General features: G+C 67.8%; 20 protein-coding genes. 10 read left to right on the top strand and 10 right to left on the bottom strand.

Going from position 1 to position 19,316, the window contains the following annotated elements; genetic code table 11:
* On the bottom strand, positions 1 to 752 hold a 752-nt coding region (locus tag J7I89_RS05575), incomplete at its 3' end, for a potassium channel family protein (protein ID WP_214968102.1).
* Positions 753 to 824: 72 nt separating this feature from the next.
* The gene (locus J7I89_RS05570) at positions 825 to 1,781 is read right to left on the bottom strand and encodes a LysM domain-containing protein (protein WP_214968100.1); all 957 of its coding nucleotides are present in this window, start codon (positions 1,779 to 1,781) and stop codon (positions 825 to 827) included.
* A gap of 331 nt (positions 1,782 to 2,112) precedes the next feature.
* On the opposite strand from J7I89_RS05570, the gene J7I89_RS05565 reads away from it, so the two are divergent.
* Positions 2,113 to 2,670: a thioesterase family protein gene (locus J7I89_RS05565; protein WP_214968098.1), complete on the top strand. Its 558-nt coding sequence runs from the start codon at positions 2,113 to 2,115 to the stop codon at positions 2,668 to 2,670.
* 96 nt (positions 2,671 to 2,766) lie between these two features.
* A complete protein-coding gene (locus tag J7I89_RS05560) occupies positions 2,767 to 3,207 on the top strand; it encodes a co-chaperone YbbN (protein ID WP_214968097.1) in 441 nt (146 codons plus the stop codon).
* Between the two features lie 118 nt (positions 3,208 to 3,325).
* On the opposite strand, the gene J7I89_RS05555 is transcribed toward J7I89_RS05560, so the two are convergent.
* Complete coding sequence (locus tag J7I89_RS05555; RefSeq protein WP_214968095.1) at positions 3,326 to 3,604, bottom strand: putative quinol monooxygenase; 279 nt, start codon at positions 3,602 to 3,604, stop codon at positions 3,326 to 3,328.
* Positions 3,605 to 3,707: 103 nt separating this feature from the next.
* Here J7I89_RS05555 and J7I89_RS05550 point away from each other — a divergent pair, with 103 nt between their 5' ends.
* Complete coding sequence (locus J7I89_RS05550; protein ID WP_214968094.1) at positions 3,708 to 5,384, top strand: AMP-binding protein; 1,677 nt, start codon at positions 3,708 to 3,710, stop codon at positions 5,382 to 5,384.
* 112 nt (positions 5,385 to 5,496) lie between these two features.
* Here the strand turns inward: J7I89_RS05550 and J7I89_RS05545 are convergent, their stop codons facing one another.
* From J7I89_RS05545 to J7I89_RS05530, 4 genes are all read right to left on the bottom strand, one after another.
* A complete protein-coding gene (locus tag J7I89_RS05545) occupies positions 5,497 to 6,324 on the bottom strand; it encodes an ABC transporter permease (RefSeq protein WP_251044970.1) in 828 nt (275 codons plus the stop codon).
* Complete coding sequence (locus J7I89_RS05540; RefSeq protein WP_214968092.1) at positions 6,324 to 7,292, bottom strand: ATP-binding cassette domain-containing protein; 969 nt, start codon at positions 7,290 to 7,292, stop codon at positions 6,324 to 6,326. Before J7I89_RS05540 ends, J7I89_RS05545 begins: the two co-directional genes overlap by 1 nt.
* An 88-nt stretch (positions 7,293 to 7,380) precedes the next feature.
* Positions 7,381 to 8,112, bottom strand: a complete 732-nt coding sequence (locus J7I89_RS05535) for a DUF4386 domain-containing protein (RefSeq protein ID WP_214968090.1) — start codon at positions 8,110 to 8,112, stop codon at positions 7,381 to 7,383.
* 163 nt (positions 8,113 to 8,275) lie between these two features.
* Positions 8,276 to 9,256, bottom strand: a complete 981-nt coding sequence (locus tag J7I89_RS05530) for a DNA-3-methyladenine glycosylase (RefSeq protein ID WP_214968088.1) — start codon at positions 9,254 to 9,256, stop codon at positions 8,276 to 8,278.
* A gap of 149 nt (positions 9,257 to 9,405) precedes the next feature.
* Here J7I89_RS05530 and J7I89_RS05525 point away from each other — a divergent pair, with 149 nt between their 5' ends.
* On the top strand, positions 9,406 to 9,822 hold the full coding sequence (locus J7I89_RS05525; protein WP_214968086.1) for a VOC family protein: 417 nt from the start codon (positions 9,406 to 9,408) through the stop codon (positions 9,820 to 9,822).
* Positions 9,823 to 9,853: 31 nt separating this feature from the next.
* On the opposite strand, the gene J7I89_RS05520 is transcribed toward J7I89_RS05525, so the two are convergent.
* On the bottom strand, positions 9,854 to 10,285 hold the full coding sequence (locus J7I89_RS05520; RefSeq protein ID WP_214968084.1) for a VOC family protein: 432 nt from the start codon (positions 10,283 to 10,285) through the stop codon (positions 9,854 to 9,856).
* A 147-nt stretch (positions 10,286 to 10,432) separates the two neighbouring features.
* Between J7I89_RS05520 and J7I89_RS05515 the strand changes: the two genes are divergently transcribed.
* The 6 genes from J7I89_RS05515 (at position 10,433) to J7I89_RS05490 (ending at position 17,388) form a co-directional block, all read left to right on the top strand.
* Positions 10,433 to 11,818, top strand: coding sequence for a cystathionine beta-synthase (locus J7I89_RS05515; RefSeq protein WP_214968082.1), 1,386 nt, complete (start codon positions 10,433 to 10,435; stop codon positions 11,816 to 11,818).
* Positions 11,819 to 11,831: 13 nt separating this feature from the next.
* Entirely contained in the window at positions 11,832 to 12,995 is a 1,164-nt protein-coding gene (locus J7I89_RS05510) for a cystathionine gamma-synthase (RefSeq protein ID WP_214968080.1), read from the top strand.
* 76 nt (positions 12,996 to 13,071) lie between these two features.
* A complete protein-coding gene (locus J7I89_RS05505) occupies positions 13,072 to 13,629 on the top strand; it encodes a helix-turn-helix domain-containing protein (protein WP_251044969.1) in 558 nt (185 codons plus the stop codon).
* Entirely contained in the window at positions 13,626 to 15,014 is a 1,389-nt protein-coding gene (locus J7I89_RS05500) for an MFS transporter (protein ID WP_214968078.1), read from the top strand. Before J7I89_RS05505 ends, J7I89_RS05500 begins: the two co-directional genes overlap by 4 nt.
* Positions 15,015 to 15,175: 161 nt before the next feature.
* On the top strand, positions 15,176 to 16,579 hold the full coding sequence (locus tag J7I89_RS05495) for a glycosyltransferase 87 family protein (protein WP_214968076.1): 1,404 nt from the start codon (positions 15,176 to 15,178) through the stop codon (positions 16,577 to 16,579).
* Positions 16,576 to 17,388, top strand: a complete 813-nt coding sequence (locus J7I89_RS05490; RefSeq protein WP_214968074.1) for an SDR family oxidoreductase — start codon at positions 16,576 to 16,578, stop codon at positions 17,386 to 17,388. Before J7I89_RS05495 ends, J7I89_RS05490 begins: the two co-directional genes overlap by 4 nt.
* Before the next feature lie 30 nt (positions 17,389 to 17,418).
* Here J7I89_RS05490 and J7I89_RS05485 read toward each other — a convergent pair whose 3' ends face one another.
* Positions 17,419 to 17,988 (bottom strand): isoprenylcysteine carboxylmethyltransferase family protein, encoded by a 570-nt coding sequence (locus J7I89_RS05485; protein WP_214968073.1) that lies wholly within the window; start codon positions 17,986 to 17,988, stop codon positions 17,419 to 17,421.
* Between the two features lie 98 nt (positions 17,989 to 18,086).
* Positions 18,087 to 19,307 (bottom strand): acyl-CoA dehydrogenase family protein, encoded by a 1,221-nt coding sequence (locus J7I89_RS05480; protein WP_214968071.1) that lies wholly within the window; start codon positions 19,305 to 19,307, stop codon positions 18,087 to 18,089.
* Positions 19,308 to 19,316: the final 9 nt, after the last annotated feature.

Raw genomic sequence — 19,316 nt, 5'->3', positions numbered from 1 at the left:
CAACATAACCAAGTACTACTAGGAGTGGGGTCCCGCCGGAGCTCGGCAATTTCGCGCCGGAGGGCGGCCACTTCCGCCGCGAGCTCACCCACCTCCGCAATGACGGGCCGTTCCGCTGATTCCGCCGCGGCCCCGGTGCTCTCTTCGACGCGCTGGACCAGCCAGGAGGCGATGGACGCCGTCACCACGCCCAGGACGGCGATCCCGCTCATCATCAGGGCTGCCGCAACAACTCGGCCGAGCGCGGTGACGGGGTACATGTCGCCGTAGCCCACCGTGGTGATGGTGGCGACCGCCCACCACACGGCGTCGCCGAACGTGAGGATCTTGGCATCGGGGGCCGACTGCTCGACGTCGAGCACGGCCAGTGCCCCCACGAACACCAGCAGGGCCGCGGAAGCGGCCACATAGGTGACCACCCTGCCCCTGCGCGTTTCACCGACGGTCCGGTGGAGCACCGACAGCAGCGTCACCAGCCGCAGGAGCCGGAGCGGGCGGAAGAAGGGGAGCGCCACGATCAGCAGTTCGTGGAGGTTCCGGACGAACCAGCGGCGGCGGTCTTCCGCCAGCCACAGATTCGCGCCGTAGTCCAGTGCGAAGACGCCCCAGGTGACCCACATGGTGGCCTCGAGCCACTCGGCGCCCCGGCCCTCCATTCGGCCGACCACCTGCCAGGCATAGGCCGCGAGGAAGACTATGGCTGTCCCCATCAGCGGCCACTCGGCTAGATCCCGGTAGCGTTGCTGCGTCATAGGGACGATATTACGGGTGGCTGCCGCGGCTGCGGCAGCCACCCGCTGTGCCCTGCCGCTAGTTGAGGGCCGCTAGTTGAGTGCTATGACAAGCATCTGGCTGGTCCCCGGAATGCAGGTCTGCAGGACCGCCCGCGGGAACCCGCCGAAGACCGCTGCGACGTCGTTCGTCGTGCCTGGGTTGGGCACCTGGCTGCGGGCCGCCACTGTGTACGATCCGTACCCGGGGATGTCGACTCTCTCGCCGACGCCGATCCCGGAGAAGCGCGCCCAGCCTCCGCAGAAGTCGTGCTCGGTGATGAACAGCGAATAGCCGTCGGTGGGCGTGAAGTGGATGGGGCCGATGCAGCTGTCCACGAGTGCCTGCCCGCCCGCTCCGGCCACGTAGATGGTCCGTACCGCCGGTGCCGGTGCCGGTGCCGGTGCTTGTACTGTTGCCGGGGCGGGCGCAGCCGCGGCCTTGGGCACGGCCACCGCGGGCCCCGAGAGCTTCAGGGTCTGCCCGGGAACAATGACGGAGTACGGGCCCAGGCCGTTGGCGGCCAGCATGCTGTTCACATCGACGCCGAACCGCGCTGCGATGGAGCCCACCGTGTCGCCGGCCACCACCGTGTACGTATTGGCGGCAGGCGCCTTGGCCGGGGCTGGCGCAGCCTTCCTGACAACGGCCGGAGCCTTGACCGCCGTCGCTTTGGCCGGGGCCTTAGCCGCGGCAGCCTTGACGGGCGCCGCCTTGGCGGCCTGCGTGGCGGATGGCGTCGGATTTGCGGTGAGAGCAGGCTCCGGTGTTGCCTCCGCCGCTGAAGCCTGTTGGCCGGCAGAAGCACTCCCGCTGCCAGGGGCCACCACTGCGTTGACCACTGCAGACGTCGCGAGCAGGCCTCCGGCGATGGCGGCAGCCGCGATGATCAGCCGGGCTCGGCGCCGTCCGGGGGCCAGGCGGGACCGGCTGGCAGGGCCCACCGGGATTGCCGGGTTTTCCTGGGGGCCGGGCTCTTCCTGGAGTCCTGGGCTTTCCTGAGGGTTCATAGCGTGCCCTTGATTCGCGCGCTGCCGGGTGACCGGGCGCTCGCCGGACGGTTACGCGCAGAACAAAGGAGGCGCTCTGACCAGGAAGGAGGGAGCACGGCGTATGGGGCGCATGACCGTTATTCATGAATGAGGCACGCTCGCTAACGTGCCGGCCCCAGCCTGACTCGAGTCTAGGAAACGCCGGCAGGGTGCCGCACGAGTAGCCGTTACCTGTTTTTCCGGTCAGGAACACTTGGATTCGGCAATAGTCCGCAGGTGCGCCCCCCTGGGCGGATCGTGCCGACACTTGGTCTTCCGCTGCTTGTTACTCGCGGGTAACATGGTGCTCATGCACTTGCTTCTGCGAACACTCCTGATGCTGTTCAGGTCAGCCAAACGTCCGCCGCTCAGCGTCTGGGATTCCGCATCCCTGACGCTCCGTGTGCTGCCGACGGACATAGACATCGCGATGCATGTCAACAACGGCATGTACTTCTCGCTCATGGACCTGGGCCGTTTTGACCTGATGGTGAGAAGCGGGACTTGGCAGAAAATGCGCCGGCGGGGCTGGAGCCCGGTGGCGGCCGGGGAGACCATAGCGTTCCGCCGGTCCCTGCAGCTCTGGCAGCAATACACCATCGAGACCAGGATCATCGGGCTGGACGCCAAGGCCATCTATTTCGAGCAGCGCATGGTGGCGGAGGGCGAAATCTACGCCCGTGCCTATATCGCCACGCGCCTCGTGAGCAGGGGCAGGCCCGTGACGCAGGAGGAAATCCTCGCGGAGTTCGGCCAGCCGCCGGCCGGACTGGAACTCCCCGAGTGGATTCACGAATGGCGGCAGAACACCGCATTGCCGGGCGCACGGCGGCCGGCCCCGCATGTCTGGGCCGGACACGAAGCGTGACAAAGCGCCGTCGCCGGCAATATTCCCGGTGACGCGGGGAGCGAACAAACCTGCATCCGGGGGGACTTACTGACGCCCCTCGCGTACCGTTGAACCATGGCTACCGTTGACATCACAGGTGAACAGTTCGCATCGACCATCGAGGGCAACGACATTGTCCTCGTTGACTTCTGGGCCGAATGGTGTGGTCCCTGCAAGCAGTTTGGGCCCACATACTCCGCCGTTTCGGAAAAGCACGGCGACGTCGTCTTCGCCAAGGTGGACACCGAAGCCGAGCAGCAGCTGGCCGCAGAGGCCGGCATCACGTCCATCCCCACGCTCATGGCGTTCCGCGAGAAGGTCCTCGTCTTCTCCCAGCCGGGCGCGCTCAACGCCCCGCAGCTGGAGCAGGTGATCGACGCCGTCAAGGCGCTCGACATGGAGGAAGTCCACGCCCACGTGGCGCGCTCGCAGGCCGAAGCTGCGGCAGCCGCCGGCAGTAGCAGCACAGCCAAGGGCTCCGGAACGCAGGACGGCACGCAGATCCCGGATTTCTAAGCGCACCAGCAGCAACCAAGCGCAACAAAGCAACGCGGGGTCACTCCGCGCCCAAGAACCGAGTTCCTGGGCGGAGTGACCCCGCGTTGTCTAGTTCGGCGGACTCGCCTTTGTAGGACTAGAGGCGTTCCAAGCGGACCGGCTCGGCCAGCAGCGCGCTGAGTGACTCGTTGAGGTCCTGGACGGCCGTGCCCTTGGAGTGCTTGTCCAGGTCTTCCTCCGAGGCCCACTTCTCGGTCAGGACCAGCTTCTCCTCGGTGGCTTCGGTGAGCTCGTACTGGATGCAGCCGGGCTCGTTGACTACCTCGTCAATGGCGATTTCCAGGGCGAGCTTCACGCGGAAGAATTCGCCGTCGTTGGGGATGAACGTTGCCTGCAGGTCGATGGGTGCACTCATGGTTTTCACAATACCGGCCCCCGCCCACCGGCCCCGCCCTCTTTACGCCGGACACCCGACTGTTGCGCTTCTCTTGCCCGGGGCCTCTTGATAGCGTGCCATCATGCGCGCTTACACAGCCGGGGACACTGACGTCCCGCTGCTCGAGGAGACAATCGGCCACAACTTTGAGCGGGTGGTGGCAGAGTTCCCCTATCACGATGCGCTGATCGAGGCGGCGGCGGTGCCCGGCGCGGACGCCCGCCGGTGGAGCTACACCAAGCTGAACGACGACGTCGACCGCGTCGGCCGCGCGCTCCTAGCCCTGGGTGTCGCGAAGGGGGAGCGGATCGGCATCTGGAGCCCCAACTGCGCCGAATGGACCATCCTGCAGTACGCCACGGCCAAGATCGGGGCGATCCTTGTCAACGTGAATCCGGCGTACCGCAGCCACGAGCTGGAGTTCGTGGTCAGGCAGAACGGCATGCGGATGCTGGTCACGGCGCCGTCGGACCGGAACAGCGACTACGTGGGGATGGCGCGTCAGGCGCTCGCCGAGTGCCCGGACCTGCGCGAACTCGTGTTCCTGCCGGATGCCGGCTCCGCCGGGCTCGACGCAGGCGATCCCCAAAGTGACCGGGAACTGACGTACGCCGAGCTGCTCAAGCGGGCGGACGCCGTCGCGCATTCCGGGCTGAAGGCACGCATGGCGGAACTTGACCCGCACGACCCCATCAACCTGCAGTACACCTCGGGCACCACGGGATTCCCCAAGGGTGCCACCCTCACGCACCACAACATCCTCAACAACGGGTACTCAATCGGCGAACTGCTCCGGTACACCGGGCACGACCGCGTGGTGATTCCCGTGCCGTTCTACCACTGCTTCGGCATGGTGATCGGGAACCTGAACGCGCTCAGCCACGGCGCGGCGACCATCATCCCGGGGCGCGGTTTCACGCCGGCCGCGGCGCTGGAAGCGGTGCAGGACTTCGGCGGCACGTCGCTGTACGGCGTGCCCACCATGTTCATCGCCGAACTGGCGCTGCCCGATTTCGCGTCCTACGACCTCTCCACGCTCCGCACCGGGGTGATGGCCGGTTCGCTGTGCCCCATCGAGGTCATGAACCGGGTGATCTCGGAGATGAACATGAGGGACGTGGCCATCTGCTACGGCATGACCGAGACCTCACCCGTGTCCACCATGACCCGGGATGGGGACACGATGCAGCATCGCACCGAAACCGTGGGCCGGACCATGCCGCAGCTCGAGAGCAAGGTCGTGGACCCGATCACGGGCGACGTGGTGGAGCGCGGCGAGATCGGCGAACTGTGCACCCGGGGGTACGCCGTCATGCAGGGGTACTGGAACCAGCCGGACAAGACCGCCGAGGCAATTGACGCCGACGGCTGGATGCACACCGGGGACCTGGCGGTCATGGATGACGACGGCTATGTGGTGATCGAGGGACGCATGAAGGACATGGTGATCCGCGGCGGCGAGAACATCTATCCGCGCGAGATCGAGGAGTTCCTGTATACGCACCCCTCGATCCAGGACGTGCAGGTGATCGGCGTCCCGGATCCGAAGTACGGCGAGGAGCTGATGGCCTGCATCATCCTCAATCCCGGCGCTGCGCCGCTGGACGCCGCCGCCCTGGGGGAGTTCTGCCGCGGGAAGCTGGCGCACTACAAGATCCCGCGCTATGTGGACGTTCGCGAGAGCTTCCCCATGACCGTCTCCGGGAAGATCCGCAAGGTGGAGATGCGCGAGGAAGCCGTGGCCCGGCTGGGCCTCTGAGATCAGGGCCTCAAGTGTTCCTTCGCGCTATGTGAGGGGCCTCAAGTGTCCGTTCGCGCTCAGCCTGCCTGGGGAGCAGCCCGAACGGACAGTTGCGGCCCTTGCCCTGGCCCTAGTTGGTGTTCCGGCTGATTGTCCGGATGCCGACCACCAGCCCGACGGCGGCGGTCACCACGGCGGCCAGCAGTCCGTAGAGCGTGTCAGCCCCGACGCCGCCCGCGAACAGTTCGCGTTCGGCGTTGACGAGGTAGGTCAGCGGATTGAAGAGGCTGGCCACCCGCATCCACTCCGGTCCCGCCTCGATGGGCAGCATGATGCCGGACAGGATCATCAGCGGGAAGAGCAGGGTCTGCTGCACGCCCCAGAAAATCCATTCCTTGTTCTGCGAGACCAGGGCCAGCGCATAGGACAGCGCTCCGAGCCCGATGCCGAAGATGCCCAGGATGATGAGCCCGCCGAGCACGTGCAGCGGATGGAAGACGAAGCCGAAGGGAATGCACACCACGGAGATCAGGAGGCCCTGCACCACCAGCGGCGCCCACTCCTTCAGTGCCCGCCCGATCATCAGTGACGAGCGGGACAGCGGAGTGGCGAGGATCCGCTCGTAGGAGCCGGTCATCAGTTCGTACTGCAGGTTCGAGCCGGTCATTGACGTGCCGAACAGCGCGATCATGACGACGACGCCGGGCAGGAACCACTGCAGCGTGGACTGCCCGCCGAAGGCCGGGGCTCCGACAGCCGATCCGAGCAGGGGGCCGAACAGGCCGAGGAACACCAGCGGCTGAAGGAGGGAGAAGACGAGCGAGAACGGGTCCCTCAGGGGAAGCAGCATCTCCCGCCAGAAGACATACCAGGTGTCCCGCAGGATCCGGTCCGGCCCGGGCTTCTGTTCGGCGGGCTTCTGTTCGGCGGGCTCAGTCCGCGCGGGTTGTCCGGGCATCACACGTCAGCCCCTTCCCGCAGGCTGCGCCCGGTCAGTTCAAGAAAGACGTCATCGAGCGTCGGCGGTTTCAGTTCAAGGGACTGGGCGGGAGCACCGGCGTCGTGCATCCTCCTCAGCAGCTCGGGCGCCAGCCGGGAGCCGTTGCTGAGCCGCAGCCGGAAACGGACGACGCCGTCGTGCGCGTGCTCCTCCACCTCGCCTTCGGCGGCGGCGCGCCCCAGCAGCCCGCGCACCTCGGCTGCGGAGGCTGCCGCGACCTCGACGGCCAGCAGGTCCCCGGCGAGGTCGGCCTTGAGCCGGGCGGCGGTGTTGTCCGCAATGATGGTTCCGTGGTCAATGACGATGACGCGCTCGGACATGGAATCCGCCTCATCCATGTAGTGCGTTGTGAGCACAATGGTTGTTCCGTGCTCAGCCCGCATGCGCATGATGTGCTCCCAGAGGTTGGCGCGGTTCTGGGGATCCATGCCGGTGGACGGTTCGTCCAGGAACAGCAGTCGGGGCGAATGCATCAGCCCCAGCGCCACATCCATCCGCCGCCGCTGGCCGCCGGAGAGCTTGATGACCGTGCGTTTGGCGAGGTCGGCGAGGTCCAGGGATTTCAGCAGTTCCTCGGCCCGGGCCTTGGCGTCTGTGGAGTTCATTCCGTAGAAACGGCCCTGCATGACCATTTCGTCGATCACGCGGTAGCTGTGGCCGCCGCCGTTGCCCTGGCCGATGTAGCCGATCCGCGCCCGCACCCCGGCCGGGTCCGCCACAACGTCCAGGCCCGCCACCGTGGCCGAGCCGGAGGTGGGCTTCAGGAGGGTGGTCAGCATGCGGAGCGTGGTGGATTTTCCCGCTCCGTTCGGGCCGAGGAACGCCACCAGTTCGCCGGGGGCGACGTCGATGTCGACGGCCTTGACCGCCTCCACCGTTTCCTTCTTGACGACGAAGGTCTTAGTCAGCTTGCTCGTGTGGATCAATGCGTACTCCCGAGGTTGCGAGACTCTGGGATCCGGTTTTCGCGCTCTATGGCGAAACGCTATACCCGGCCGGCGGGGGCGTCCACGGTTACTGAATCCTCCGGCGGCCGGCCGGGATGGTCCGGCGGCCCTTGATGAGCAGCCAGAAAATGAGGACCACTTCACCCACGAAGGCATACTGCGCGATATTGACGGAGTACGCCGGGACCAGCACGGCGCCCATCCCGTCAATGAGGTACCCGCCCCCGGCAGCCACGAGCAGGACGCCAAAGATCGTCGCCATGAATCCGGACCTGACGGCCAGGTAGCCGATGAGCAGCAGGTGGACAGCGAAGAGGATGAGTCCCGCTTTCCAGAGGGCGTCGAACGCATCCACTGCACGGAGTATCTGCTCGCCGTCGCCCAGGTGCCCCGGCACTTCCAACAGGTGGGTGATCGCCACGAGAAAGACCCCTGCATACGCGACCCTGAACACTGCGGCCATCGCCGAGACGCTGCGGTTCACGGACGCGAAAACTTCGAACAGCGCGCCGGCCACGATGATGTCGAGCACGGCCACGGCGATCAGGCTGGCGGATCCCAGCCGGAACAGCATTTCGGAGCCGGACACGGCCGCTGCAGTGCCCGGCGCATCCCCCGGCGTCACGAGGCTGTCCAGGGGGCCGAAAATTCCGAACGCGGACAGGGCTGCCATGACGAGGAGCCCGACTCCGGCGATCAGGCTGGGTGCGCGCAGGGTGCGGGTGGTCCCGTACTCAGGGTCCGCTGGGGTGGCCTGGCCAGCTTCTGCCTGCCGTGGGGCGGGTGCTGTTGTGGACATGGGGTTCTGCTTTCGCTGGGGTGATGACGAGGGAAATGACGATGGGGGGAGATGCGGTCGAAGCGACGTGTCGTACTAAGTACGAACCGTACCGTACTAAGTACGAAAAAACGATAGGCTGGGACCACCACGATGGCTAACCCGGAGGTGCTCCGGAAGGGAGTCAGTGCCGGCGGTGGTCCTGGATGGTCATCCGCGGCCCGAAGGTGGGTTTCCGGAATCCGCTGAGCCCGATCATCCGGACCACGCGCTGCCGGTGCCCTTTCCACGGTTCCAGAAGCGCCAGCATGCCGGCGTCGTCCGTCCGCCGGCCGGTCAGCGCGGCGCCGACGTCGGCCGCCAGGTGGTAATCGCCCACGGCGATCGAGTCCGGGCAGCCGTGCGTCCGCTGCACCACCTCAGCGGCCGTCCACTCGCCGATTCCCGGAATGGTCTGCATCTTCCTGGCAGCCTCCGCCGCCGGCAGCAGGGCCAGCCGTTCAAGCGCGACGGCGGAACGCAGCGCCCGCATGACGGTCGCCGACCGCTGGGGGCCCACTCCGGCCTGGTGCCACTCCCACGACGGAATGCGGAGCCACTGCTCAGGCGTTGGCCGGACCAGGAGGCCTGCCGGTGCTACGGTGCCGGCGCCCGGCGCGGGCGTGCCATGGCGGTACATGAGATAGCGGAAACCCCGCCGGGCCTCGATCACAGTGACCTTCTGCTCCAGGATGGTGGGCACGAGGCAATCAACCACCTGCCCGGTGGACGGCAGACGGATGGCGGGGTTCCGGCGTCGGGCCTCCCGGACCATGCGGGGAAGCGTCGCCGAGAAGCCCGGCTCGTCAAACGCCGACCAGTCGTCCTCGGCGCCCAGAAGGCGGGGAACGGCGGCGAGGGCGGCGGCGGAGCCGGGGCCCCACGCCTGCGCATCGACATGGGGTTCCGGTCCCAATTCGGCGCTGGTGAGGCGCAGCGAGACCGGACCGTCCGCCGTCGTGAACGCCATCCACAGTCCGTCCGGCCGGGAAGAAAACGAGGGATCTCCGTTGCCGCGCATGAGCGTGCCCAGGGTCTGGAGCAGGCTGTAGGGGCCTCCGGGATGCCACCGCAGGGAGGCGTCGGCGGCAGCGGCAACGCTGGCGGGGACGTCCGTGATGGTCATGGAATCATCGTCCCACGGACCGCTGACACCGGGGGCCGCCGCCTGCCGGCCTTCGAATCAGCCCCTTAACCCGCGCGGTGCGGAGGACTACAATCCCAGGTGTGGCGCGGTGCCGCCGCGTCGTCCCTTCGAACTGTCAGGTGAGTGCAATGGGTGGAGTAGTGCATTTCGAAATCCCCGCGGACGATCAGGACCGGGCGAGAAACTTCTACAGTCAGGCCCTCGGCTGGCGGATCGATCCCATGCCGGAGATGAACTACAACGTGGTCATCACCACCCCGATGGATGAACAGACCGGCCGGCCCACCGAGCCCGGCGCCATCAACGGCGGCATGATGCCTCGGGAAGGCGAGCTGACCACGCCTGTCATCACGGTGGACGTCGACGACATCGATGCCACCCTGCGGACCGTCGAGCAGCTCGGCGGCTCCACGGTCAGGCCGAAGGACACCGTCCCGGGCATGGGCTTCTACGCCTACTTCAAGGACACCGAAGGCAACATCATGGGGCTCTGGGAGAACCTGCCGGCAGGAGAAGCCGGAGAGGCAGGAGGAACTGCGGGCTAGCGGGACTGCCTTCCGCTACTCCTTGCCCGAATTACTCCTCGCCGAAGCGGGCGCGGGCCTCCACCGGGATCAGCGGCTTCTGGGCACGGACCTTCAGTTCCTGCACGGCCCAGGTGTTGCCGTCGGGATCGCTGAACCCGAAGAACGTGCCGCCGTCGCGCTCGTCAAAGACGGTTATTTCGCTGGCCTCCACGCCGCGGCTGAGCAGTTCGTCGCGCGCCGCCCGGGCGTCCGACACCACCAGCTGCAGTCCGCGCATGGACCCCGGCGCCATCTCCTTCTGCGAGGGGAGGTCGCCGATGACGATCGAACAGCCTGAGCCCGGCGGCGTCAGCTGGGCCAAGTGCATCTGCTCATTCCTGGTGTCGTGGTCAAGGTTGAAGCCCACCTTGTCGCGGTAGAACTCCACGGCGCGGTCGATGTCGCTCACCGGGAGCACCACCACTTCGAGGGTCCAGTCCATGGCAGGGGTTCCTTTCGGCGAATCGGATGGAGCGTGCGTAGCCAGCTTGCCGTGCCGAAGGCGCCTTGGCTAGGGCCCGCGAAGCCTTCAGTGGTGCCGCGCGCCGCCTGAAACGCCAAGGCCGGCCAAGACGGTAAGTTTGTACCCATGAAGTACGCCCAGTCCGTCCTGGACCTTATCGGCAACACCCCGCTGATCAAGCTCAACCACGTCACCGACGGCATCAAAGCCACCGTCCTCGTGAAGCTGGAATACGTGAACCCCGGCGGTTCCATCAAGGATCGCATCGCGGCCAAGATGGTCGAGGAAGCCGAGCGCGACGGCAAGCTCAAGCCCGGCGGGACCATCATCGAGCCCACCTCCGGGAACACCGGCGTCGGCCTGGCCCTCGTGGCCCAGCAAAAGGGCTACAAATGCATCTTCGTCGTGCCGGACAAGGTGGGCGAGGACAAGCGCGCCGTGCTCCAGGCCTACGGCGCCGAAGTGGTGGTGACCCCCACCGCCGTCGCCCCTGACAGCCCGCAGAGCTACTACGGCGTCTCGGACCGGCTGGTCACCGAGATTCCTGGTGCCTACAAGCCGGACCAGTTCTCCAACCCCGCCGCGCCGCTCAGCCACTACGAAACCACCGGACCCGAGATCTGGCGGGACACCGACGGCAAGGTCACGCACTGCGTCATCGGCGCCGGCACCGGCGGCACCATCACCGGCACCGGACGCTACCTCAAGGAAGTCTCCGCGAACCGTCCGGAGTCCGACGGCGGCCGGGTCAGGATCATCGGGGCGGACCCCGAAGGCTCTGTCTACTCGGGCGGCACCGGGCGCCCGTACTTTGTCGAAGGCGTGGGCGAGGACATGTGGCCCGCCAACTACGACAAATCCGTTCCGGACCAGGTCATCGCCGTCACTGACGCCGATTCCTTCGCCATGACCCGGCGGCTGGCCCGCGAGGAGGGCCTGCTGGTGGGCGGATCCTCGGGCATGGCGGTCGTTGCCGCGCTCCAGACGGCCCGGGATCTGCCCGAGGACGCCGTCGTCGTGGTCATCCTGCCGGACTCGGGCCGCGGCTACCTCGCCAAGATCTTCAACGACCAGTGGATGCGCTCGTACGGCTTCCTCGCCGGCGGCGAGGAAACGTCCGTGGGCGAGGTGATCAAGTCCAAGACCGGCGAGCTGCCGGACCTGGTCCACATCCACCCCAACGAGACCGTCCGCGACGTCATCAACATCATGAACGAGTTCGGCGTCAGCCACATCCCGGTGCTCTCGCAGGAGCCGCCGGTGGTGATGGGCGAGGTCATGGGTGCCGTCGATGAGCGGACCCTGACGGCCAAGCTGTTCCGCGGCGAGGCGAAGCTGACGGACAAGATCTCCGAGCACATGGGGGACCGGCTCCCGGTGATCGGCTCGCTGGAAACCATCTCGGCGGCCCGTGAGCTGCTGTCCGACGTCGACACCGTGATGGTGACATTTGTTGGCGCCCCCATCGGCATCCTGACCCGCCACGACCTCCTCGCGTACCTCAGCAACTAGTCCAAGGAGCCCCATGTCTGTCTCTGAAAACCAAGGATTCAACACCCGCGCCGTCCACGCCGGCCAAGCCTTCGAGCCCCGCACCGGCGCCGTGGTGCCGCCGCTGCACTTCAGCTCCACCTACGCCCAGGACGGCATCGGCGGACTGCGCGACGGCTACGAGTACGGCCGCGGCGGCAACCCCACCCGCGATGCCCTGCAGGAACAGCTCGCGGCACTGGAGGGCGGCACGCACGCCTATTCCTTCAGCTCAGGCCTGGCGGCCGAGGACTCGCTGATCCGGGCCCTCACCCGGCCGGGCGACCACATCGTCCTCGGCAACGACGCCTACGGCGGCACCTACCGCCTGATCAGCCGCGTGCTCGGGGACTGGGGCATCGGCAACACCCCCGTGGACATGTCCGATCTCGAGTCTGTCGCCGCTGCGGTGGCCGCGAACAAAACCCGTTTCGTCTGGGTGGAGACCCCGTCCAACCCGATGATGAAGATCACCGACATCGAGGCCCTCGCCAAGGTGGCGCACGACGCCGGAGCCCTCCTGATCGTGGACAACACCTTCGCGTCGCCCTACCTGCAGACCCCGCTCGCCCTGGGTGCCGACGTCGTGGTCCACTCCACCACCAAGTACATCGGCGGCCACTCCGACGTGGTGGGCGGCGCGATCGTGGTCCAGGACGCCGAGCTCGCGGAAAAGATCGGCTTCGTGCAGTTCGCCGTGGGCGCCGTGTCCGGGCCGATGGACGCCTTCCTCACCACCCGCGGCCTCAAGACGCTGGGCGTGCGCATGGACCGCCACAGCGACAACGCCCAGGCCGTGGCGGAATGGCTGCTGGAACGCCCCGAGGTGGAGGCCGTGCTGTACCCCGGACTTCCCTCGCACCCCGGCCACGACCTTGCCAAGAAGCAGATGAAGAAGTTCGGCGGCATGATTTCGGTGCAGTTCAAGGGCGGCGAGGCGGCGGCACGGAAGGTGGCCGAATCCACCTCCGTTTTCACCCTCGCCGAGTCGCTGGGCGGCATCGAGTCCCTCATGAACTACCCGTCGGAGATGACCCACGCGTCCGTGAAGGGCACCGAGCTGGCGGTTCCCGTCAACCTCATCCGGCTGTCCTGCGGCATCGAGGACGTCGAGGACCTCATCGCAGACCTTGAGCACGCCTTCACGTTCATCCAGTAAAGGCCGAGCCCCAGGCGACGCCGGATCCCGGCGCAGAGGTCTGGCTTTCTTCAAGAGAGTCAGGTAGCCTCGCCGTATGCCACTCCGCTCTGACTGGTCCCAACGCAACTGCAGCATGGCCCGCGGCCTGGATATCTTCGGCGACCCCTGGGGCATGCTTGTGCTCCGGGAGGTGTTCTTCGGCAACGGCCGCTTCGACGCCATGAAGACGCGCCTCCAGGTGGCGGACTCGGTCCTCACCCGGCGGCTCGCCGCGCTCGTGGAGTCCGGACTGCTGGCCAAGCAACCGTATGACGACGGCGGCCGCACCCGCCAGGAGTACGTGCTCACCGCCAAGGGCGAGGACGCCCTGCCGGTGCTCAACGCCGTCGTGATCTGGTCCGAAAAGCACGTTCCTGCGCCGTCCGGCCAGGCCCACATGTACGTCATCCATTCGTCCTGCGGGCAGCGGACCGGTTCCGCGGACACGTGCACGGAGTGCGGCGAGCGGCTCACGGCGGAGAACACCAGCTGGCACAGCCTGACCCGCACCGAGCAGCCGGTGCCGCTGGCAACCGCCCGCGAACGCCAAGAGCGCGGGCAGGCAGAGACGGACCCTACGGATACAACCGGACACAAAGGAACAGCCGCATGAGCAGCCCCGAGGCGACCGCCGCCCGCAACGAAGAAGACGCACAGGCAGCGACCCCGCCGGGGCCGCCCCGGAAGCGCCGGCTGCATCCCGCGTGGGTGGTGGCCGCGGTGGCGTTCCTGGCGCTCGTGGGCGCAGCCGGCTTCCGTGCCGCGCCGGGCGTGCTGATGGTGCCGCTCCAGCAGGAGTTCGGCTGGTCCACCACCGTGCTGTCTGCCGCCGTCAGCATCAACCTGGTGCTGTTCGGCCTGACGGCACCCTTCGCCGCGGCCCTCATGGAACGGTTCGGCATCCGCGCCGTCACCGCCGTCGCGCTCGTGCTGATCGGTGCCGGCAGCGCACTGACCGTGCTGGTCAATGAGTCCTGGCAGATCCTCCTCACCTGGGGCCTGCTGATCGGGCTGGGAACCGGTTCCATGGCCCTGGTCTTTGCGGCGACCATCGCGAACACCTGGTTTTCCAAGAGCCGCGGGCTGGTGATCGGCATCCTGACGGCCGGCAGCGCCGCCGGCCAGCTGGTCTTCCTGCCGTTCATCGCCCTCCTGGCGCAGGATCCGGGCTGGCGGCAGGCCTCCCTGCTGATCGCCGCCGGCGCCCTCGCCGTGGTTCCGCTGGTGCTGAAGTTCCTGAAGAACTCGCCGGCCGACGTCGGGGTGTTGCCTTACGGCGCTGAGGCGCCGGTTGGCGGCGAGGAGCCGAAGTCCGCCGCCGCTGCCATGGCCACCGGGACGGCGGCCGAGCCGAGCCGGAACGCCGCCGTCCGTGCGCTGCAGGTCCTCAGGCGGGCGAGCAGGGTGCGCACGTTCTGGGCGCTCGCGGCCGGATTCGCGATCTGCGGGGCCACCACCAACGGACTGATCGGCACCCATTTCATCCCCTCCGCGCACGACCACGGCATGCCGGAAACCACCGCGGCGGGCCTGCTGGCGGTCGTCGGGATCTTCGACATCCTGGGCACCATCGCCTCCGGCTGGCTGACGGACCGCTACAACCCCAGGATCCTGCTGGCCGTGTACTACCAGTTCCGCGGGATCGGGCTGCTGGTGCTGCCGCTGCTGCTGAGCGCCACGGTCCAGCCCAGCATGATCGTGTTCGTCGTGATTTACGGCCTGGACTGGGTGGCCACCGTGCCGCCCACGGCCGCCATCTGCCGCCAGGTGTTCGGTGCCGACGGCAGCGTGGTGTTCGGCTGGGTGTTCGCCGCGCATCAGCTCGGCGCCGCCGCGGCCGCGCTTGCGGCCGGAGCCATCCGCGACGCCACCGGCCAGTACACCTACGCGTGGTTCGGCGCCGCCGCGATGTGCACCATCGCGGCGATCATCAGTGCCACCATCCGCAAGGACGCCGGGAAACGGCAGCCCACCCCGGTGGCAGCGGGCGCGGCGTGACCTGCGGCCGCGTCCGCATAGCGGTGCGTCGCTGAGCGGAAGGCGCAGGGTGCCTCGGTAGACTGGCCGGAGTGCCCCGCGCGGGCGCTGGTCCTGCGGCATGACGCGACGTGCGTCCCGGAGGCTAAACCACACAGGTTCACGCATCTGGGGGACAGCGAATGGCTCTGCTTGACGCCCGAACAAAAGACAAGGCCCAAACAGAAGATACGGCCCTAGCGCATGACTCCACAGCCGCCGGCCCGCATGAACGGTCCCGGGCAGGCTCCTCGGGGTTACTGCGAAGGCCCTGGGCAACGGCAGTCTCCGGCGAACTGGTCACTCTGCTGGTTGTCGCCGCCGCTGCCGTTTTCATCTCCTCGCGGCTTGACGCGTGGGGCAGGGAAGGCCTGGACTTCAGTGTCTACTGGCACGCCGGCAAGATCCTGAACGACGCCGGCATGGCGCCGTCGGGGCTGTACCGGCAGACCCTGCAATGGGCCGGTGGCCCGGAGCTTGCCTTCACGTACCCGCCGTTCGCCGCCCTCGTCTTCAGCCTCCTCGCCTGGCTGCCCCAGGCAACGGCCCTGCTGCTCTTCAACTTCGCGGGAGTGGCCGTTTCGGCCTGGGTCGCCGCTTTGGGAGTCCGGTACTGGAACGGCAATTCCGGCTGGCGCGGGACGTTTGGTCCGCCTGCCGGGGGCTCCCTGCGGAACCGGATGGGCGCCGTGGTCCTGCTTCTTGCCATCATGAATCTCGGCCCCTGGCGGGAGACGCTGGTGTTCGGCCAGATCAACATCCTGCTCCTGGGACTGATGGCGGCCGACCTGCTGGCGGGCAACCCGAGGTGGCGCCGGGGACTTCCGGGCAGCGGATTTCTGGTGGGCGTCGCGGCCGGGATCAAGCTGACGCCCCTGGCCTTTGGCCTGTACTTCCTGATGCGCAAGGACTGGCGCGGACTGCTGAACATGGCCGCAGGCTTCGCGTTTACGGTGCTGCTGGGTTGGCTCATGCGCCCTGCCGAGTCCCTGCAGTTCTGGCTCCAGATGCTGCCGGACACCTCCCGGCTCGGCGGCGCCGGCTACGTGGACAACCTGTCCATCAAGGGCGCGCTGCTCCACTTCGGCGTTCCCGCGGCCGGGGTCACCGTCCCCTGGCTGGCCCTGAGCCTGCTGGTTGTGGTCCTGGGGGCGGCCGTCATCAAGGCCGCCAGCGACCAGGGAGCCAAGGTGGTGGCCATTTGCGCCACCGCACTCACGATGCTCCTGATTAGCCCTGTCTCCTGGTCCCACCACTGGGTCTGGATGGCCGCAGTGCTGCCGGCCTTTGCATGGACCCTGCGCGAGACGCCGGAGCGCCACCGCCTGACGCGCTGGCTCATGGGCGGGATCCTCGGCGCATCCGTCATCGTGTTCCTCTTCTCTCCCAAGTCCATCGGCACTCTGTTCGGGGCCGAAAACCTCAACGTCCAGACGCCTGGGCTGTGGATCATGGCCTCCAGCGCCGGTGTGTTCTGCGCGCTGGCGATCCTGGCCTGCTGGCTCGTGGTGCTGCGGCGCGGCTCGCTGACGGGGCTGCCGTCATGAGCCTGCAACCCGAGCCCCTGCAGGTTGAATCCAACCTCGCGGAGCCCCAGCCGGTTGAGCCGCAGCGCAAGACCGCCCTGGTGACCGGCGTCGGCCGCCTGGCCGGTATCGGCGCCGGAATCGCCCGTCAGCTTGCGGCCGACGGCTGGGACCTGGTCCTGGCGTACTGGCAGGACTACGACTCGCGGATGCTGTGGGGAATCCAGCCGGACGACGTCGAACGGCTCACCGCGGAGCTGGAGGCCATCGGCGCCAAGGTGATCTCCCTGCCTGAGGATTTCCAGGATCCGGAAGCCGTGGACCGGCTGATGGCGAGCGTGGCCGAACAGGCAGGCACCCTCCACGGCATGGTGCTCAGCCATGCGGAGTCCGTCGACTCCGGAATTCTGGACACCACGCTGGAAAGCTTTGAGCGCCACTTCGCCGTCAACACCCGCGCGAACTGGCAGCTGATCGGCGCCTTCGCGCGGCAGGCAGCGGACGACGGCGGCGCGATCGTAGCGCTGACCAGCGACCACACAGCGTTCAACCTCCCGTACGGCGCCTCCAAGGGGGCGCTCGACCGGATAGTGATTGCCGCCGCCAGGGAGCTCGGCCCGCTGGGGATCTCCGCCAACGTGCTGAACCCCGGCCCGGTGGACACCGGCTGGATGACCCGGGAGGTCCGCGAAGAGCTGACCCGGCGCCAGCCCGGAGGCCGGATGGGAACCCCGGCGGACGTGGCGGGCACTGCGGCCTTCCTGCTTTCCCCGGCGGGCCGCTGGGTCTCGGGCCAGCTGATCAAGGCCGACGGCGGCTTCTCGGCCTGAGCGCCTTGATGCGAGTCCTGCTGCGCCCCGTTACTGCGCCGGCTGATGCGCCGGTGCGACGCCCTGCTCCGGTGCCGCACCGGGCCGCCAGGGCGTGAGCCGCGGCAGCCAGCGGGGGACATTGTCCCGGTACACCTGGTACTCCGCACCGAACTTCCGGGCGAGCGTGGGCTCCTCATAGAACTTCACGAAGGCCGTCACAGGGACAGCACCCAACGCGGCGGCGGCGAACAGCTTTGGCTGACCGAGCAGCAGCCCCTGCCCGGTGACGGCGGCGGCAATGGCCACATACATCGGGTTCCGCACGTAGCGGTACAGGCCTCCCACCACCAGATGCTTTGGCGGCGCAAACGGCGCCGGGGTGCCGACGCCCTCCACGGCGAAATGGACGAAGGAATTGGCGATCACGGACGCGCCGGCGCCCAGCAGCAAGGCCCCGGCGAGCTGGGCGGGCGCTTTGCCAGGCACCGGGCGCCGGACTTGCCAGCGCGTCAGCAGCCACGGAACCAGGCCCGCGGCGGTCGCCGGCGCGAGGGCGAACACCGCCGTGCCAACGGCCGCCCGTCGCCTCTCACTTTTCGTATCCCCGGAAACTGCCATGCCGGCCATTCTGGACCGCGGCCGCGGCAGGGACAAGAGGCGGACCTTCCGTCAGGCGCTGGTCTCGGGCCGCTTCATTGGCACCCGGCCCGGCCGTGTCACCGGAACGCGGGCAGCCCCGTGATGTGCTGGCCAAGGATCAGCGTATGGACCTCGTCCGTTCCCTCGTAAGTGCGCACCGATTCCAGGTTCGCGGCGTGCCGCAGCGGCGAAAAGTCCAGGGTGATGCCGTTTCCGCCCAGGATGGTCCGGGCTTCGCGGGCCACTTTGATGGCTTCGCGGACGTTGTTCAGCTTGGCCAACGAAATCTGTTCCGGCCGCAGCCTGCCCGCATCCTTGAGCCGGCCCAGGTGCAGCGCCAGCATGGTGCCCTTCTGGATCTCCAGCAGCATATTCACCAGTTTCTCCTGGGTGAGCTGGTAGCCGGCGAGCGACCGGCCGAACTGCTGCCGTTCCGCCGCATAGTTCAGGGCAGCCTCGTAGGAGTCGCGGGCCGCGCCCATGGCTCCCCACGCGATGCCGTACCGGGCCTCATTGAGGCAGGAGAACGGTCCGCTCAGTCCGCGCGCGCCGGGCAGCAGCGCCTCCGGTCCCAGCCGGACGCCGTCGAACGTCACGTCGCACTGGACGGAGGCGCGCATCGACAGTTTCTGCCCGATGGGCGCGGCGCTGACGCCGGCGGTGCCGGCGGGCACGAGGAAGCCGCGGATGCCGTCGTCGGTCCTGGCCCAGACCACCATGACGTCGGCAATGGAGGCGAGCCCGATCCAGCGCTTGGCGCCGTCCAGGATCCAGCCGGCGTCCTCACCCGTGCCGTCCTGCCTGGCGAAGCTGGCCATCGACGAAGGGTCCGACCCGGCCGTCGGCTCGGTCAGCGCGAAGCAGCCGATCACCTCGCCGGCCGCCATGCGGGGGAGCCACTCCTGCTTCTGGTCCTCCGACCCCCATCTGTGGATCGCGGTCATGGCCAGCGATCCCTGGACGGAGACGAACGTGCGGATGCCGGAGTCGCCGGCCTCGAGCTCCATGGCTGCCAGGCCGTATTCGACGGCGGATCGGCCAGGACAGCCGTAGCCCTCCAGATGCATGCCGAGCACGCCGAGCTCGCCGAGCTGCGCGGGGAGGTGCAGCGGGAAGACGCCTTGGTCGTACCACTCTGCGATCTCCGGGCGGATCTGCTGGTCCGTGAAGTCGCGGATCCGCTGCCGGAGGATCAGCTCATCAGGAGTCAGCAGTGAATCGAGGGCCAGGACATCGGACGGGTCGGGGAGTCCGAACTCCGCCGTGGCTGCCGCTGGGTCAATGTCGTCGTTGCTCATGGCAGCATC

Source organism: Arthrobacter sp. ISL-5 (assembly GCF_018613835.1).
Taxonomy (GTDB): domain Bacteria; phylum Actinomycetota; class Actinomycetes; order Actinomycetales; family Micrococcaceae; genus Arthrobacter.
The sequence above is the reverse complement of the archived record's forward strand: the minus strand, read 5'-3'. Positions and strand labels throughout refer to the sequence as shown.